A 16,841-nucleotide genomic window follows, 5' to 3' on the forward strand; every position below is an offset into this window, starting at 1 on the left:
GAAGTAATACATCACTAATTAAATGGGGGATTAATTGGATATCAAAAAATTAAATCTAGTTAAGTTTACATCATTTAAACTTCGTCAATATATTTCCAATACTAAATTGAATTAAATCACCAATTAAATTTATATGGTGATCCAAATCTTTAGTTTGATTTATTTTGGTTAACCAATAACCCGTTAATTATTAAAATTGGTCATGTACTTATTATTATACTAACAATAGGATCGTGACCATGAAGCGTCTTACCCTGACACCTATAGCAATCGCGTTGCTTCTTGCAGGATGCAACTCATCTGATAGCGACAATAACTTCCAACAACCCCAAGTTCACTCTCGTGTTCATGATGTATTGAACGTTGAAGGTTACCAATTCCGAGATTCTAACGGCAATGGAACACTTGAACCCTTTGAAGACTGGCGATTATCTCCAGAAGAGCGAGCAGCAGACTTGGTTAGCCGAATGACGCTAGATGAGAAAGCCGGCATGATGCTCATTGACACCTTAAACTCGTCCAAAGGTGGGCTCGTTAGTAGTAAAGGGCAAGACATGATTGGCGATGCCCAAATGACGCGCTTTATCTTCCGTAACAGCGTAGTTGAAACACCTACCAATGCGCCTGATTGCGATTCAGGCCGTTCAGGTTGTCAGATAACCCCAACAGAAGCTGCCCAGTTCATGAATAGTGTTCAAGAACTGCGTGAACAGACGCGAATGGGTATCCCCGCTCTATTCAAATCCAATGCTCGTAACCACATAGATCCATCAGCTAAAGCAGGGATCAACGTTTCTTCAGGTGCCTTTTCTGCTTGGCCTAAAGAGGCAGGTTTAGCAGCCACTCGCGACATGGATTTAATCACTGAATTTGCAGGTATCATGAATGAAGAATGGTCTTCAATTGGCCTACGCAGTATGTACGGATACATGATGGATTTGGCGACAGAACCTCGTTGGTACCGAGTACACGAAACCTTTACCGAAGATGCAGATTTAGCGTCTGACATTATGCGCTCACTTATCAAAGGGTTGCAGGATGGCGGTGAGGTCAACGAAGACAGTATCGCGCTAACCATCAAACACTTCCCTGGTGGCGGTCCACAAGAAAACGGTGGTGACCCACATTATGACTTCGGTAAAAACCAAGTCTATCCAAAGAACAATTTTGATTACCACCTAAAACCGTTTATTGCTGCGATTGAGGCTGGCGCTTCTTCAATCATGCCTTACTACGGCATCCCTGTAGATCAAAAGTGGATGCCAAACGATGTTGGTATGTCCTTCTCAAAAGGCATTGTTACCGACCTTCTCAGAGACGAATTGGGCTACACAGGTAACGTGAACTCAGATACCGGCATTATTGGTGAGCGAGCATGGGGTGTAGAACACAAAACGATTGATGAGCAGGTTGCCATGGCGGTCGAAGCTGGAGTCGATGTTCTTTCAGGTTTCCATGATAAAGAAGTCATCGTGAAACTCGTGGAAAAAGATCTGCTTACCGAAGAGCGTGTCGACCTATCAGTCACACGCTTACTTGAAGAACAATTCAAGCTTGGCCTTTTCGAAAACACTTACGTTGATGAGAAAAAAGCCCAAGAGATTTTAGGCAACGAGAAGTACCAAGAACGCGCTGATTACGCACAGAAAAAGTCTGTCGTCTTACTTCAAAATACCAATAAGACTTTACCTCTAGCTGAATCAACCGCACAAAATCCTGTTGCTCTGTATGTCATGGGAATGGACGAAAACATTGCAGGAGACGACAAGTACAACTTTACCGTGACTTCTGGAGATTACGAAGCGGGAGAAACGCGTCCACCAGTACCAGCCGATACGGACTATGCGGTTATTCGTGTTCGCGTATCTAACGAAGGCTCAGATCCTGATCTTATCTTTGGTGGCGCGAACCCAGATGAACTCGATATTCTTGCGTTCAGTGAAATGGCTACAGCTGCATCTTGGCATATTGAACCAAGCCTAAGCGACATTAAAGCCGTTATGAACGAAGTGGGCGCTGACAAAACGGTATTGTCCATCAACTTTAGACAACCCTTCGTGCTAGACGATCAAAGTAATCTTAAGCAAGCCGGTGCCGTGATCGCCACATTTGGTGTCTCGGACAGCAACCTAATGGAAGTACTTTCAGGCAACTTTGCTCCTCAAGGAAAACTGCCATTTGCTTTAGCGAACAGTGCCCAAGCCATTCAAAACCAAGACTCAGACTACCCTGGGTATGATCAAGCCGACACCCTTTACCCGTTCGGACATGGTTTAAGTTACGAATAATATTTGAGCTAATTCAGGCAGTGTTGAGCACTGCCTTTCCTTCTTAGATACCAAGGACAAAGTCATGGAACATATCTTACAACTGGGTTGGGATGATCACGCTATTCCACATAAAATCTGGATAGAACAATACTACGATGGGTGTCGTATCTGCTTGAAAGTCGTAAAAGACGTTGAGCCAGAAATGCTCTCATTGATTGTTCCAAATATTGATGTGCAAACCACTCATAAGGCGTGGCAAGGCAAAGCGACGAACATTACACCAGCCTATGATGACGGCGTGTTGTTCACTCAAACTCGCTCGCTATTCAATTTGCCTCATGGCTGCGTGATTTGGGCGGTAACACATATCCAGATGCAAAACGGCTTAAAAATGTCGGCAGACAAATTGTGCTTCGTACCAAAATACAGCAATCAAGATTCTTGTTTTAAGGTTCCAGCATAACGTAACAACAAGCCGAGTCGCTTATCCAACTTGGCGCTAATCTGCGAAGAACCATAAAAAAGGCCAGCGTATACACGTTGGCCTTACTTCTGTCTGTCTGTCTGTCTGTCTGTCATCAGGATTAAGCACTAATCAATCAACACCAACGAATCGATGGCATTGGATTCATTTAGATATCTCATTCTTGGCGGGCATTTGGCACCCGTAATAAGACAATGCTCATTCTAAAAAGACGAAATAAATTTAAAAAAACTTATTTCGCCGTTTTGATCATCGTAGCTCGCGGTTTACAGCTGAGGTTCTTGGGTCTTATTGACTATGAGGTCGCGAAGCCATTTGTGGCTTGGTTCAGAATCAAAGTAACGGTGCCAAAGCAAAAACAAACCACCGGGAACCAACTCAATAGGAATCGGCTTCATCACCAGTTCGCCACTCTCAATATAGTCACGAACCGAGTTGTACGGATAACACATCAGCAAATCGCTTTGTTTGCACAGCTTTACTGCGCTGGTGATGTCCGACACGTTGGCGGCTTTGTTAATTTGAAGCTGTTTGGCTTGCAAGATTTCCAGTAGCAACCAGTCGCCAACGCCACCGGTCACCAACTGAATATGACGGTATTTAAGGAAGGCTTGCAGATTCCACTCTTCTTGAAGTACTGGGTGATCATTTCGCATCAAGCACACAGAGTAATCTTGCAGCAACTCGACGTGGTTTAGCTCGGCAGGGATATTTTGAATGTGGGTGCTAGCCCTTTCATCGAGCTCAAAAATTCCAATCCCGAAATCGACCTCACGCTTTAGTAAGCGCTTAAAGGTTTCGCTGCTCCAAGTAGTGCTGTTTACCGTAATGTTCGGCGCATCTGCTAGCGCGTTAGGCATAAATTTAGGGTAAATCGCGGTATAAGCGGTTTCAACAAGATCGATATTAAAAGTACGTTCGCTGTCTTTCGGCTCAAAAATGTCCGGCACGGTTAGCTGTTCAACTTGCAGAAGGATTTGATGAATTTTAGGCGCTAAAGAGGTGGCTTTCGGTGTTGGAAACAGGCCTTTTGACTCACGTTCAAACAAAGGGTCGTCAAACAAAGAACGCAGCTTAGTGAGTTGTTTACTCACCGCAGACTGACTAAGGAACAATCGCTCTGCCGTTTTGCTCACGCTGCGCTCTTCAAGCAACACGTGTAAACACAGCAGTAAATTCATATCACATTTGAGTAAGCTTTTAACATCTACCATGATATTCCTTAGATTCAGATTAATGATGACTTTATGTCACTTTAAATCATATCACAAACTTGTTAATTTAAGCCCATGTAACCTATGAGTTAATAACTCAAAAAATAATAGACCTAAGGAATACTCATGAACTTTCTAGCACTCCCTAAGATTGATCTGCACTGCCACCTAGACGGAAGTGTTCGTCCAGACACCATTATTGATCTGGCGAAACAGTACGGAATCGAACTTCCAGAAGACCGTGAAGCGGTAGTAAAGTCTCTAACAGTGCCTGAAGATTGCAAAAACCTTGATGAGTACCTAGCTTGCTTTAGCCTGCCACTGCAAGTGATGCAAACGGAAGAAGCGATTGAGCGTATCTCTTTTGAGCTTTACGAAGACGCAGCACTAGAAAACGTTAAGTACCTAGAAGTTCGTTTTGCACCGATTCTTCACGTAAACAAGGGCTTGTCTCTTGATGCAATCATCGCAAGTGCGGTTAAAGGCATGAAGCGTGCAGAAGAGAAATACGACATTAAGGGCAACTACATCATGTCTGTACTTCGTATGTTCCCGAAAGACTCAATCAAAGATGTAATCGACGCTGGTAAACCATACCTTGGTAAAGGCGTGGTTGCGTTTGATATTGCAGGCGGTGAAAAGCCGGGCTTCTGCGCTGAATTCCCTGAGTACACGCAATACGCTATTGAACAAGGCTACCGTGTGACGGTTCACGCAGGTGAGCAATGGCATGGTCAGAACGTTTACGATGCAGTCACACTGCTTGACGCTGAGCGTATCGGCCACGGTGTCCACATCCAAGGTAACGAAGACGCGTACAACATCGTTAAAGAGAAGCAGGTTGCGCTTGAAACTTGCCCAACAAGTAACGTGCAAACTAAATGTATTCACAAATTCAGCGACCACCCAATTGCTGAATTCAAGAAAGACGGCATCGTTGTAACGATCAACACAGACAACCGCACTGTGTCGAACACAACCATGACTAACGAAGTGAAGCGTGTATGTGAAACGTTCGGTCTAACACAAGAAGACTACGCAGAGATCTACAAGTACTCTGTAGAGAGCGCTTTTGCTTCAGACGAAGTGAAACAGCACCTAATGGGTTTCGTTGAGCAAATCTAATTGGTAAAGCGCGCCTTTTGCTGAATAGCTGGGCTCACTTAGCATTAATGCTTAAAGGTACAAAACAGGAAGAGAAAGGCTTAGGCTTTTCTCTTTTTTTATGTCCAATTATCCGTATTCTAATATCGATGTTGACGAATGGGATGCAAACAATGAAAACAGAACTCGAGAAAATGCTGTCCGGCGAGATTTTTGATGGCGCAGACCATGAGGTAGACCACATGCGCACTCACGCCAGCAAGGCGCTATCAGACTTGAATCAATGTTCAGACGATACTCAACTGCCAAGTCTTCAGGCTAATCTGTTTGGTAAAGTAGGAAGCAGCGTTGTCCGTCCTCCTTTTCATTGCGAGTTTGGCAAAACCATCGAGATCGGTGACGACACCTTTATCAACATGAACGTGGTGATGCTTGATGGCGCGAATATCAAGATTGGTAACAATGTATTGATAGGGCCAAGTGCCCAGTTTTACACAGCCTCCCACTCACTGGATTATCTCAGCCGCCGTAAGTGGGAAACTTTCTGCCTACCTATCACAGTCGAAGACGATGTGTGGATTGGTGGAAACTCAGTCATCAACCAAGGCGTTACGATTGGCGCTCGCTCTGTTATCGCAGCGAACTCAGTGGTTAACAATGATGTACCACCAGATTGCCTGTACGGCGGCACTCCAGCCAAGTTGATTCGGCATTTGAATGCCGAACAAACTCGCGATTAAACAAGAAAGCGCGTATCCAAATCTAAAAAAGAGCGATGTTTCAATAGCATGGCTCTTAATCTAATTATCAGCGTTGTTTTATCGCACACTTGTTCACCGCGAATTTGAAGCACGACAGCCGCAACTAAAACCAGCGCTGATATAGTCAAAAACAAGAATGCAACGATAGACTTAGGTGGGTATCTTTTCATTTTCTACACCCTCAAATTTTACTGCTCCATAAAGCAAAAAACCCAGCGAAAAATCGCTAGGTTTCAAATATAAAAAATGAGGTAATACAAGTTTACTTCAGCGGGTCATTGTCCGGCAGTGCCTTATGAAGCCAGAGTGCTAAACGCTTCTTGATGTTCGCGCCATCAAGCTTATCGTCCGGTAACGGTGTGATCTGATTGACTTCAACCAGGAACAAGTACACCGCTTTAACCTTTATCGGTTGGGATGAATTTGGTAAATCAAAACCTTGTAGCTTTGCCATCTTAAAACCGACTTCAACTGCTTTTTTTACCAGCTTATCTTCATTAATGATCTTCGCGGTTTTCGACATATCATCTCCATCATCTTTATCGAATGAATATTGAGTATATCAAACCGAAAAATTCACAAGATTACTTCGCTCTCAATTTGAGGAGTCACTTTGATAAATAACATAAAACGAATAACAGGCTCTAGGATGACTCTAATTCGCTTGATAGTTACGCCACCAATACCTGTACGCAAACGGTCTCTTAACAGAACACTCAATAAATGAGATCTTAAGTCAAAAAACAAAAATTCGAATAATATTTGACTTAGCATTCCAAAGAATACGGAATATTATGATGTTCATTTTGAAAGTTAAAATTCAATAAAAGATCAATAAACTGCTGTTATTTAACTGGTTTAATACTAATTCGACTTAGATCTTATTTACAACCAATTGTAACCAATTGTTATTTACAAAATACTCACTAAGAAAATAGAATAAATCCACTAATTTTATACTGGTGTTGAAAATGCGTTACCTCTGGGCTTCATTCTGTCATAAAAATCCAATTCCGGGTCGAATTGTTCATATCCTTGTTATGTTGATAGCGCTAGCTTCTATCACCATTCCATTGATTTCAAAAGACGCCACAACCATCTTAACTTCACTGTGTGCTGCTCTAGTCTGTTTCGTCGTTTTTGTCTTCTTTGCGCTCGCCGACAAAATGCGCTCAAGCATGCATTAATCAACCAATCAGTTCTCTATCACCAAGCATTCTCTTTTTAAAAATTCATTATAAAATGCTGGTTACCAAATACGGAAAAGCCCAAAGTTATTAGCTTTGGGCTTTTCTTCTATAGCGAATTCTTACATATTCCAAATAGCCTGTAGTTAGAAATTACAGCTATCAATCTGGCATCACTACGATACCCATACTTTCAAGCAGTTGTTCTTGTTGCCAAGCAACGATTTTAATCCCCGATGTGTCTACCTTGCGAGGATCTAACCCTTCTAATTCAGCATGGCATAAATTAGCACCTTGCATACTAAATTGCCCCCATACATCTTCCGAGAACACACCTCGGCTGAGATCAGACTCTTTCAGTGACGCTCCGCCAAGGTAAGTACCTATCCAGCGGTTTTCAAATAACTCACACTTCTCTAAACAAGCTTGCTCCAAGTTGGCGTATGACAGGTTACAGCCCGTAATATACGCGGAGCAAAAATACATTCTATTGCTTACCTGGTTGGCAAAGTTAGCACGAGTAAAGTTCGCCCCTTTCAGGTCACAATCACGTAACTCAATACCGTAGCAATTCGCGTTGCTAAAATTCGCCATCGCCAACTGACAGTTCTGAAAACTTGCATCACGCAAATCTGCAACATCGAAGTGGCATCCCTCAATATCGCCTTGTTCGATAAACTTACAGTTAATAAACGTTGCATCACGTAAGTTCGAACGTCTGAAATCACAACGGATAAACGTACAGGCTGTAAATGTAAGCTCTGATAAGTCTTGCTGAGCAAAATTGTGGTGATGATAAGTGCTGTTATTGGTGTCCATTTAGCCCCCTAAAGAAATTAAGCTAAGACTACCATTGCGATCTTAAGAAAACACCAAATTAAAAACGAACAAAAACAGCAACTTAAAACACCCAAATTTAGCCATTTTAAGGCACCAAACAGGCCCTTTAAGGTTGTTATTTTCGATTTATAGGATGTGCTTATCTTGAAAAAAGTTTTGTCGCTTAGAAGTGCCAATAAGAGAAAAAGTTACTTTGACGAAACGAGTCAATTATTGACCGCGTCCTAACGCGCTAGACTGGACGGTTGGTATGTTGCTCGTTACACTATTCCTCATTCTCAGCATAAAGAGTAAGAACAATGAAAGACATGCGACAAGCTATGCTCGATGCAGGATTTAGCCTTATTAATGAACACGGGTTTGCTGGTGTTGGCCTGATGAAGATCATCAACCAAGCGGAAGGCACGAAGGGTTCTTTTTACCACTACTTTAAATCCAAAGAGCACTTTGGTGAGATCCTTCTTACTAACTACTTTGATGAGCATCTCGCTAAGCTGGATGACTTTTTAAGTGATGAATCGCTTTCTCGTCGTGACCGCGTTAAAGCCTATTTCGAGTTTTGGTGTGCGTCGAAACTGACTGAAGACTTCAATATCCAATGTCTTGTTGTAAAACTGGCGGGAGAAGTATCTGGGTCTGCAAACCCGTTGCAATCGACCATGGCAGAAGGCGCAGAAAAGATAATCCTGCGTATGGCAAAGCTGTTTGAAGAAGGCAATGAGGCCGGTGATTTCACTATCGCAGAGCCCGAATCGCTATCTCGAACGCTTTATGGTTTATGGCTTGGCTCAACGCTCATGGCCGCCATGCAGCGTAACCGTTCGATTCTAAACAATGCCATGGAAGAGACTCTTCTCGCCATGAGCCCAGCCCAAGAATCGGCTGACTAGATACCCGTTACCAAATACCAAATACCAAATACCAAGAGGCTCGCACAATTTAGCGAGCCTTCTATCTAACTTAAATCTTGATTGAATCCATTCACGCCTACTCCATTACCCCAGACGAGACGCAATATTATTGGCTTTGAATAAGCCCTTAATAACCGGGTCGATATGCTTGAAGAAGCTCAGCCATCCTTCACAGAGATAATTTAACCCTGCCTCACCATCGCGGCTTTTGATGATGCGGTTTTTGGGGCACTCGCCATGGCATGCAAATTTAAACTCACAGGCTTGGCATTGTTTCGGCAGAGACTTCTGTTTGGCGAACCCAAAACGCTGCTGCTTTGACGAAAAGGCTAAAGATGAAAGTGCTTGTTCCTGAATATTACCTAACTGAAATTCAGGAAATACAAAATGGTCACATGAGTACACATCGCCATTGGGCTCAACCGCTAACCCTTTGCCACAGATCTCACTCAGCGTGCACATGGTGCTTTCTCTGCCCATCCATACACCGACAAAATTTTCAAAGTACGGCACTAACACTCGACCAAAATCGTGTTCAAACCACTCATCAAAAACGGTAGTGAGGAATTGTCCCCATTGCGCAGAGCCGACACTCCACGGTTCAACCTCGCCTGATACGGGAATGATCGCTTGTTGGTTGCTCAACCATTTATTGTTGGTGTGAGCTTCGCGCTTATCGACGACAGGAATAAACTGCAATTGCTTCGAACCCACTTCATCGCGTAGAAAGCGATAGACCTCTAATGGATACTTACCTGTCACATCATTCACGCAGCTTAGAGTCGCGAACTCGACGTTATGTTGTTTCAAGTAGCGAATGCCACGCATTGTTTGAGAAAAAGTGCCTTTGCCTGCACGGTTAGTTCGGTAGTGATTATGTAGGTGCTCTGGTCCATCAATACTCACGCCAATGATAAAGTCATTGTTCTTGAAGAACTCACACCACGCATCATTCAGTAACGTGCCGTTGGTTTGAAGGTCATTGCTGATCTTACTGTAGCTAGGACAATATTTTTTCTGCAGCTCGACGACCTTTTGAAAGTACTCAAGCCCCAACAAAGTAGGTTCTCCACCATGCCAAGAAAAGATGATTTCAGGCGTATTCTGCCCTTCTATGTACTGCTTGATATAACGCTCTAATAGAACTTCATCCATCGTATATTGAGAGCCTTTTGGGTAATCAAGCAGCTGTTGTTTTTCTAAATAATAACAGTAGGTGCAACTGATATTACACACCGCCCCAATCGGTTTTGCTAACGCCTGAAGTTTGCAGTGTGCTTTGCCATTGAACTGCGGAACTGAACTCAAATTTGATAGCGATAATGTCGTCATGAAGAGTGCCTCGATGTAAAAGTTATTGTATTAGCCAAAACAATTCGTAATTCCTTTATACGGTGTTCATCGGCCAACCAAGCTTGATGGCATTAGGTTGGCCGAGTGATTTTTTCCTCTATTTCACGTTTTCAAACGGGTTCCACGCTTCGTCAACCGGGACGATGTTTTGCGCTTTTTCGTACTCTTGATATTCAGCGACCATTTCAAGGAACAGATCTGGCATTTCATTTCTCAAGTCATGTTGCTCGGCTGGGTCTTTCTTGGTGTTGTATAAGTGCCACTCACTGTCGCCACCCATTCCCGTAGAGATTCGAATGATCTTGTAATCACCTTTTAGCAAAATCCCGCTACCAAACAATTCAAATGGAATCGCATTATCGGCACTGTGCACCTCTGCCGTTTCACCTTTGAAGTAAGGCAACAAGCTCACACCACTCATCGGCGCCACTTCTCGACCTTGATATTCCGTTCCTGGATGCTCTACCTCTGCAATTTCAAGAATCGTGGCTGCAATGTCTTTCACTTGGGATAAGTCATCTGTTTGAGTTCCCGGCTGTAACGCATCTTCACCTTCTAAAAGCGCTTTGGCTGGCTTAACGATAAATGGCACACGGATACCGCCCTCTGCTGTGTAAGCTTTGTACCAAGATAGGCCACCGGTTGAAGCGCTTGCCCACTCAGGACCCAATGAAACGCTGGAGTTGGCTTTCCCTAGGTTTTCCGTCGAGTTGTCGAAATGATGAGCAGTCCATGTTCGGATCAAATCACTGATATTTTCACCGGTAATATCCGCCGCTTCTGGGCCGTTATCCGCTAGATACATAATGTAGGTATTGTCATATTCGCCGATTTCTTTCAGGTAATCGACTATCTGGCCGACTTGTTGGTCCTGCATTTGCATCATGCCCATCGCGACAGCCATTTTCTTGCCGTACCACTTTTGTTCTTTCTCAGAGAGCGAGTCCCAAGGTCGGCTTAATGCGTTACGATCTGAAATATCGGCGTCTTTTGGAATCACACCCATCTCTTTCATACGTTGGAAACGATCTTCTCGAACCGAGTCCCAACCATGTTCAACGTAGTAATCGACTTTATCTTGATAAGCAGACTCAGGCGCTTGCAATGGCAGGTGAATACCGGTGAATGGGACGTAAGCGAAGAAAGGCTTACCGTCGTCTTTTTTGCTGTCGATCATCTTGATGATCTCGTTGGTGTAAACTTGGTCTGAGTACTCGCCTTTGTACTTGTCCTCAACCACTTCACCGTTACGGTAAGTTGGCTCAACTTCGACGCCGGGAATATCGCCTTTTTGCAGCGCATCCGCTGTCGCGGCATTTTTGGCCGGGAACATCATATCTCGATTAAAATGATTCGAGCCGCCCGCTAAGATACCGTAACTCTCTTCAAAACCTCGATCGTCAGGTAAGAAACCATCGTCGTGCCCCAAGTGCCATTTCCCAGAGAGGTAAGTGTTATAACCACTCTCTTTAAGCAGCGTTGCGACCGTAACCCCTTTCTTGGTGAGGTAACCTTCATAACCCGGCTTGCCAATCGCACCCGGATAGACAGCATAGTCGAAGGTGCCTAGCCCAACCTCGTGGCTATTTGCTCCGGTTAACATCATAGAGCGCGTTACCGATGAGGTTGGTGACGCATGAAAGTTAGTAAACTTAACCCCCTCTTCAGCCAGCGCCATTAGGTTTGGTGTATTGGCTTCTGAGCCATAAGGCTGAGTATCGGCAAAGCCTACATCATCGCCAACAATAACAACAATATTCGGTTTTTCTGATTCAGCCGCAAGAGCAGCACTGCTTGCCGCAGCCATTGCAGTGAAGACTAAAGATTTCTTGAATGTCTGCATAAGACGTTCTCCAATTTCTGTGATTAACTTGTTTCAGTAATTAACTTTTCTGCGAGTAACTTTTTCTGTGAGTAACCTGAGTTAGGATTTGAATTAGTGCGCGGCTTGCGACATCCAATGTAATAAGTCGAGCGCAGGGTCATACTCTTGAGCTGCTGCCATGCCGATCCAGGTGACAGCTTCCGCTTGGCTGGCTTGAACGCCACTTCCAGAGATATACATCAACCCAAGCTGCGTTTGAGCTTCAGGGCTACCGTTGTTGGCTGCGGTGACGAACCACTCCGCTGCTTTTTCGTCATTCTGTTCTACGCCTTCTCCACTCAGATATAAGTAAGCGACAGAGAGCTGGGCATCCAATTGCCCTTGGTAAGCCTCATCCAACAATTGCACGACATCTTGATACTGCTGCGATTGATCCATGGTGGCTGCGTTCTTAGAGCTTTCGCTTCCAACGCTTGCTTTGGCAAAAAACAGAGCAGCCAAAACACCAGTCAGAATCACGGTAGTTAAACGTTTATTGATCATTTATTTCCTCCTCGGGAATAAAGGTCACAACGTCCCTGTCGAATGAATTAGGTGAAAAGTAGGAATGGCGCGATGATGCACAAGCTTGATAGCAATACGTTTTCAATTTTCATAATTGGCTCTCGAGTAATAGTTGTAAGTGAATCAGGGACTGAACTAAATGGTCATAAGATTCAGTCGATTAAGACAGAGACTTAAATCGCTTTCTCAATGATGGTTTCAATCGTCTGTTTCGAGATAGGGTAGAACTGAAAGCAGATGTCTTTTTCAATCGCTTCTGCAATGTTGCTCTTCTCTTGCTCATCAAACTCCCAGCTGCTGAAACGCTTCATCGCACCAACACTCGTTTGGAAGTTGTTTAAAAAATCCAAAACTCGTTGGTAGATCATCTCATCGGTTCCCGTCGTGTCGACAGAGAAAGCTTGAGCTAACTTCGCCGCATTCGGCATATAAAATTCCGGCAGCGCTTCAATCACAACCGGTATCAGCACCGTGTTGGCATCGCCATGTGGAATGTGGCTAATCGCACCAAAGGCGTGAGCACAGTTATGAATCGGAATGCCGCCCAAAGACGAATAGAAAGCAGAGATCGCCATGGTACTTGCTTGAAGAAGATTGCCGCGCGCTGTTAGGTTCTCTGGCTCTTTAAGTGCCAAGGGTAAGTTTTCAACAATCAGTTTTGCCGCCTGAATCCCGTAAGCGTCGGTGAATGCATTACTCATTGGCGAGACAATTGCTTCAACAGCGTGTGTTAGTGCATCCATGGCGGTAGAACGAGTCAGGTGAGCTGGCAGCTTAGTGGTCACCGTTGGATCAAGAATCGCGATATCAGCTTCCAATCCCGATGCGACTAGGCTTGCCTTAATGTTTTCATGTTCGTTGTAAAAAACAGCAATCGGAGAGGCTTCTGCGCCCGTACCAGCCGTTGTCGGAACAGCAATGTGGGGCACTCGAATATCTTCATTGTTTGGCCACACATCCATATGACCACCACCTGCAATTACGGTGCGAATGTCATCTATCTTCTTATGAAATGCGTATTTCACACCTTTAGAAGCATCAATCACGCTGCCGCCGCCAACAGACAAGATCGCATCAGCATTGACGCTGTTTGCAAACTCAATGGCTGCGTTGATGTTGTCGCAAGTCGCGTCTGGCGCGATATCGGTGTACACGCCAACAAGCTGAACCGCTTGTTGGTTCGCTTCCTGATTCGCACTCTGGTTTACAAACAACGCCGAGAACTGCTCAACAAAGCCAAGAGACTCCAAACCTTTATCAGAAAAGAGCACGACTCTTTGCGCACCTAAGCGACCAAACAGAGAAGGGATATTTTCAATGCCGTTCTCTTGAGCATGAACAATGGTTTTAAGTTGAAAGTTAAAATTATTGGTTGTCATGGTGTTTACCTCATTTCTAGTTGATGACTAAACAATAACCAAAACAAACCGGTCGGTCTAGAGTGTAAATGTCAAAGATATGTCAATTAAGATCTTTATGGATCATTGCCCCAAAACGAAAAAAGCCCGCAAATGCGGGCTGTAATCATAAGTAAGCTATTGATCATTATAGAAGTGTTATTGACTCACCCTGAGTAAGTCACAAACGGTTAACGATTAACGAAGGTGAGCTGGGACCTTACTCTTATCTCTAGTGAGGTAGTAGTACAGATAAACCAAAGAATAAACGGTCACAAAACCATCGAGCGCAAACACGCCGCTCCAGCCATAGAACCACTCATAATCGTTGATACACACGTTGTATAAGAAGATGCCAACAAACATCGACTTCTCAAATGCGCTGTAAATCATCGTCGAGGTGCGCAGCGATTTGTACTTCGCCGAGAACATCAACAACACACCAATACAGCCAACCATCACACCCCAGTGTTGATAAGTCCCCAGCAAGTACTCTTTGTTTTCCATCATGGTATCGTTGTACGAGAACAGCGTCTGCATACTCCAATCTGGCGCTAGGAAAGTGGAAAAAGCCGTCGCTGTTAAGAAACCGGTAATCATCAAATACGATTTGATCGTACGTTCAAAAAAACGTTCTAACATAAAAGTAACCTCTTAAAATAATTTCGTGAAAATAACTTTTTGAAAAATAAACAGTGTCATACCAACAGTGATTTACTGGCCAAGCATGCCCATCAATGCTGTTTTTAATTCGTTGTCTTCTTTTGAAAACAGATGTTTAACTCGATGATCTAAACCCGTTTCCAAGACTGTTTTGGCGTGGGAGAAAGTCAGGAAACCTTCTTTACCGTGATAGTTGCCCTGACCTGATTCACCAATGCCACCAAACGGCGCATCATCAACCGCTAAATGGAACACACAGTCATTAATACACATGCCACCGGAGTGAACTTGGTGCTTAACCTGAGCCTGTAAACTCAAATCAAAGCTCATCAAATACAGCGCCAAAGGCCTTGGTTTGCTATTAATAACTTGGAACACCTCTTCGATATTACGATACGTAATCAACGGTAATAGTGGGCCGAAAATCTCTTCGTTCATCACCTTGGATGACAGATTTGGTTCAACAATCAGATGCGTCACCAATCGTTGACAATCTAAGTCCATCGCGTTGTCATGACAGGCCACAGTTCGAGTTCCCGCTTGTTGTTCTTGATTCAACAAACCCACGACGCGGTCGCATTGGCGAGGGTTGATTAGGGACGTCAAATTCTCGGAATAAACCCCTTCATCAAACAGCAGTTGGTACTGTTTTTTATACTCTTGAATGAAAGATTCAACTTTCCCTTCAGGTAGCAATACATAGTCAGGAGCCACACACACCTGCCCGTTATTGAGGCTCTTACCATAAATGATTCGCTCAACCGCGATATCAATTGGCATGTCTTCTGCAACGATAACCGGTGACTTACCGCCTAGCTCTAGCGTGACTGGAGTTAGCGTGTCAGCCGCTGACCTCATCACTTGGCGACCCACTTGGGTTGACCCCGTAAACAGAAGATGATCAAACGGCAACGCCGAAAATGCGGCTGCGATTTCTACCTCACCTTCAACCAAGCACACCTCATCGGATTGGAAGACTTCCGCCAATAGCGCTCTTAATACTTGGTTCGTCGCTGGGGTAAATTCACTCATCTTGATCATGGCGCGATTGCCCGCTGCCAACGCCGAAATAAGCGGGCCGACGGATAACATGATCGGGAAGTTCCACGGAGCAATGATCCCGACAACGCCTTTGGGTTGATAAACCACTTCAACACGAGAGGTTGAAAGCAAAGGGCCGGAATGACGAATCGAAGATGTCGACCAATGAGGTAAACACTCAATGCTGTGATCAATATTTCCGATGCAAGGCAATATGTCGGCCATCAAAGTGTCTTGTCGACTGCGGTGACCATAGTCCTCACTCACGGCTGAACACAAACGATCTGTGTAATCGATAAGCGCAGATTTAAGTGCAAGCAACTGCTCAATTCTCACCGATACCGCTGGCATCGGGTTCTGTGCAAAAGCTCCCTGCATGTTGTTCAACGTCATGGTCATTTGTGTTGGCGTCAATTCGTGTTTCATACATCACCTCGTGGTTAAGATGAGCACACAATAATACACAACAGACCGGTCGGTCTAGTGTTTTATTGTCAGAGAATAGTCAATGGAGTTTTGATGACAATCCAATGAGGCGGCTACAAACGGGGCAAAAAGTCAGGGGAATTTAAAATAAGAAGGCGTAGCTAACACGCAAGGCAAATAGAGAATTTTAAATGGCAGGATCAAAAATGGCCGCTTAGTGCGACCATTTGACAATTATTTAAGTTGTTGTTCTAAATAAACAATTTATAAATAAGGTTAGCTCTTGGCTACGTTTGCAATGCCTTCAAGTTGAAGTACTGGAGCGGCGTCGATGTCTTCTGCGTTCATCATTGATGATACTCGCTGCATTGAAGAAAGCAGTAAGCTTTGCTCCCACGGCTCTAGGTTTTGGAATTTTTTAACGAAGTTATCTTGCAGCGGTGGTGGCGCATTGTTTAGCAACTCTTGACCTTTTTCAGTCAGGTTTGCGTGTACTTTGCGGCGATCTGACGAGCTGCGAACACGTTGTACATAGCCGTTCAGTTCCAAGCGATCGATGATCGTGGTTGTGGTGGCTTGGCTTACATTGGTGTGATTAGACAATTCTTTGATCGTCACATTACCCATTTCTTGGATTGCTCTCATTAAGATTAATTGAGGGCCAGTCAAACCATACTCTTTACTCAGCTTTTTCGAATGTAAATCGATAGCGCGAATAATTTGGCGAATAGCGACCAGGATTTCGTCATGTTTGTCCAAGATGCAGACCTTTGTACTAATATACTGTGAATGGTTTTACAG

General features: G+C 44.1%; 17 protein-coding genes. 6 read left to right on the forward strand and 11 right to left on the reverse strand.

Going from position 1 to position 16,841, the window contains the following annotated elements; translation table 11 throughout:
• Positions 1 to 239: 239 nt before the first annotated feature.
• Both AB4375_RS08755 and AB4375_RS08760 read left to right on the forward strand, forming a co-directional pair.
• The gene (locus tag AB4375_RS08755; protein WP_372051347.1) at positions 240 to 2,288 is read left to right on the forward strand and encodes a glycoside hydrolase family 3 N-terminal domain-containing protein; all 2,049 of its coding nucleotides are present in this window, start codon (positions 240 to 242) and stop codon (positions 2,286 to 2,288) included.
• Positions 2,289 to 2,352: 64 nt separating this feature from the next.
• Positions 2,353 to 2,733 (forward strand): hypothetical protein, encoded by a 381-nt coding sequence (locus AB4375_RS08760; protein WP_017057786.1) that lies wholly within the window; start codon positions 2,353 to 2,355, stop codon positions 2,731 to 2,733.
• A gap of 287 nt (positions 2,734 to 3,020) precedes the next feature.
• On the opposite strand, the gene AB4375_RS08765 is transcribed toward AB4375_RS08760, so the two are convergent.
• Positions 3,021 to 3,968 carry a LysR family transcriptional regulator gene (locus AB4375_RS08765; protein ID WP_017061092.1) on the reverse strand — a complete coding sequence of 316 codons (948 nt, stop codon included), beginning with the start codon at positions 3,966 to 3,968 and terminating at the stop codon, positions 3,021 to 3,023.
• A 126-nt stretch (positions 3,969 to 4,094) separates the two neighbouring features.
• Here AB4375_RS08765 and add point away from each other — a divergent pair, with 126 nt between their 5' ends.
• Together add and AB4375_RS08775 are read left to right on the forward strand one after the other, a co-directional pair.
• The gene (gene add / locus AB4375_RS08770) at positions 4,095 to 5,093 is read left to right on the forward strand and encodes an adenosine deaminase (protein WP_017061091.1); all 999 of its coding nucleotides are present in this window, start codon (positions 4,095 to 4,097) and stop codon (positions 5,091 to 5,093) included.
• 152 nt (positions 5,094 to 5,245) lie between these two features.
• Positions 5,246 to 5,812 (forward strand): sugar O-acetyltransferase, encoded by a 567-nt coding sequence (locus AB4375_RS08775; protein ID WP_017068135.1) that lies wholly within the window; start codon positions 5,246 to 5,248, stop codon positions 5,810 to 5,812.
• Here AB4375_RS08775 and AB4375_RS08780 read toward each other — a convergent pair.
• A complete protein-coding gene (locus tag AB4375_RS08780; protein WP_136973848.1) occupies positions 5,809 to 6,003 on the reverse strand; it encodes a hypothetical protein in 195 nt (64 codons plus the stop codon). The two genes, AB4375_RS08775 and AB4375_RS08780, sit on opposite strands and share 4 nt — an antisense overlap.
• A gap of 92 nt (positions 6,004 to 6,095) precedes the next feature.
• Positions 6,096 to 6,356, reverse strand: a complete 261-nt coding sequence (locus tag AB4375_RS08785; RefSeq protein WP_017061084.1) for a DUF5062 family protein — start codon at positions 6,354 to 6,356, stop codon at positions 6,096 to 6,098.
• A 448-nt stretch (positions 6,357 to 6,804) separates the two neighbouring features.
• Here AB4375_RS08785 and AB4375_RS08790 point away from each other — a divergent pair, with 448 nt between their 5' ends.
• Positions 6,805 to 7,020, forward strand: coding sequence for a hypothetical protein (locus AB4375_RS08790; RefSeq protein WP_372051348.1), 216 nt, complete (start codon positions 6,805 to 6,807; stop codon positions 7,018 to 7,020).
• Between the two features lie 162 nt (positions 7,021 to 7,182).
• Here AB4375_RS08790 and AB4375_RS08795 read toward each other — a convergent pair whose 3' ends face one another.
• The gene (locus tag AB4375_RS08795) at positions 7,183 to 7,839 is read right to left on the reverse strand and encodes a QnrS family quinolone resistance pentapeptide repeat protein (RefSeq protein ID WP_017070122.1); all 657 of its coding nucleotides are present in this window, start codon (positions 7,837 to 7,839) and stop codon (positions 7,183 to 7,185) included.
• Between the two features lie 320 nt (positions 7,840 to 8,159).
• On the opposite strand from AB4375_RS08795, the gene AB4375_RS08800 reads away from it, so the two are divergent.
• Positions 8,160 to 8,750: a TetR/AcrR family transcriptional regulator gene (locus AB4375_RS08800; RefSeq protein WP_102458015.1), complete on the forward strand. Its 591-nt coding sequence runs from the start codon at positions 8,160 to 8,162 to the stop codon at positions 8,748 to 8,750.
• 105 nt (positions 8,751 to 8,855) lie between these two features.
• On the opposite strand, the gene AB4375_RS08805 is transcribed toward AB4375_RS08800, so the two are convergent.
• The 7 genes from AB4375_RS08805 to AB4375_RS08835 form a co-directional block, all read right to left on the reverse strand.
• Positions 8,856 to 10,103 carry an anaerobic sulfatase maturase gene (locus AB4375_RS08805; protein ID WP_372051350.1) on the reverse strand — a complete coding sequence of 416 codons (1,248 nt, stop codon included), beginning with the start codon at positions 10,101 to 10,103 and terminating at the stop codon, positions 8,856 to 8,858.
• A 118-nt stretch (positions 10,104 to 10,221) separates the two neighbouring features.
• Positions 10,222 to 11,967: an arylsulfatase gene (locus AB4375_RS08810; RefSeq protein ID WP_372051351.1), complete on the reverse strand. Its 1,746-nt coding sequence runs from the start codon at positions 11,965 to 11,967 to the stop codon at positions 10,222 to 10,224.
• A 93-nt stretch (positions 11,968 to 12,060) separates the two neighbouring features.
• Entirely contained in the window at positions 12,061 to 12,492 is a 432-nt protein-coding gene (locus AB4375_RS08815; RefSeq protein WP_372051352.1) for a tetratricopeptide repeat protein, read from the reverse strand.
• 194 nt (positions 12,493 to 12,686) lie between these two features.
• A complete protein-coding gene (locus tag AB4375_RS08820) occupies positions 12,687 to 13,892 on the reverse strand; it encodes an iron-containing alcohol dehydrogenase (protein ID WP_372051353.1) in 1,206 nt (401 codons plus the stop codon).
• Between the two features lie 216 nt (positions 13,893 to 14,108).
• Positions 14,109 to 14,552 carry a hypothetical protein gene (locus AB4375_RS08825; RefSeq protein ID WP_017070129.1) on the reverse strand — a complete coding sequence of 148 codons (444 nt, stop codon included), beginning with the start codon at positions 14,550 to 14,552 and terminating at the stop codon, positions 14,109 to 14,111.
• A gap of 72 nt (positions 14,553 to 14,624) precedes the next feature.
• The gene (locus AB4375_RS08830) at positions 14,625 to 16,040 is read right to left on the reverse strand and encodes a coniferyl aldehyde dehydrogenase (protein WP_372051355.1); all 1,416 of its coding nucleotides are present in this window, start codon (positions 16,038 to 16,040) and stop codon (positions 14,625 to 14,627) included.
• 276 nt (positions 16,041 to 16,316) lie between these two features.
• Positions 16,317 to 16,799, reverse strand: a complete 483-nt coding sequence (locus AB4375_RS08835; RefSeq protein WP_017061075.1) for a MarR family winged helix-turn-helix transcriptional regulator — start codon at positions 16,797 to 16,799, stop codon at positions 16,317 to 16,319.
• Between the last annotated feature and the right edge of the window lie 42 nt (positions 16,800 to 16,841).

Source organism: Vibrio sp. 10N.261.51.C6 (genome assembly GCF_041471785.1).
Taxonomy (GTDB): Bacteria; Pseudomonadota; Gammaproteobacteria; order Enterobacterales; family Vibrionaceae; genus Vibrio; species Vibrio crassostreae_C.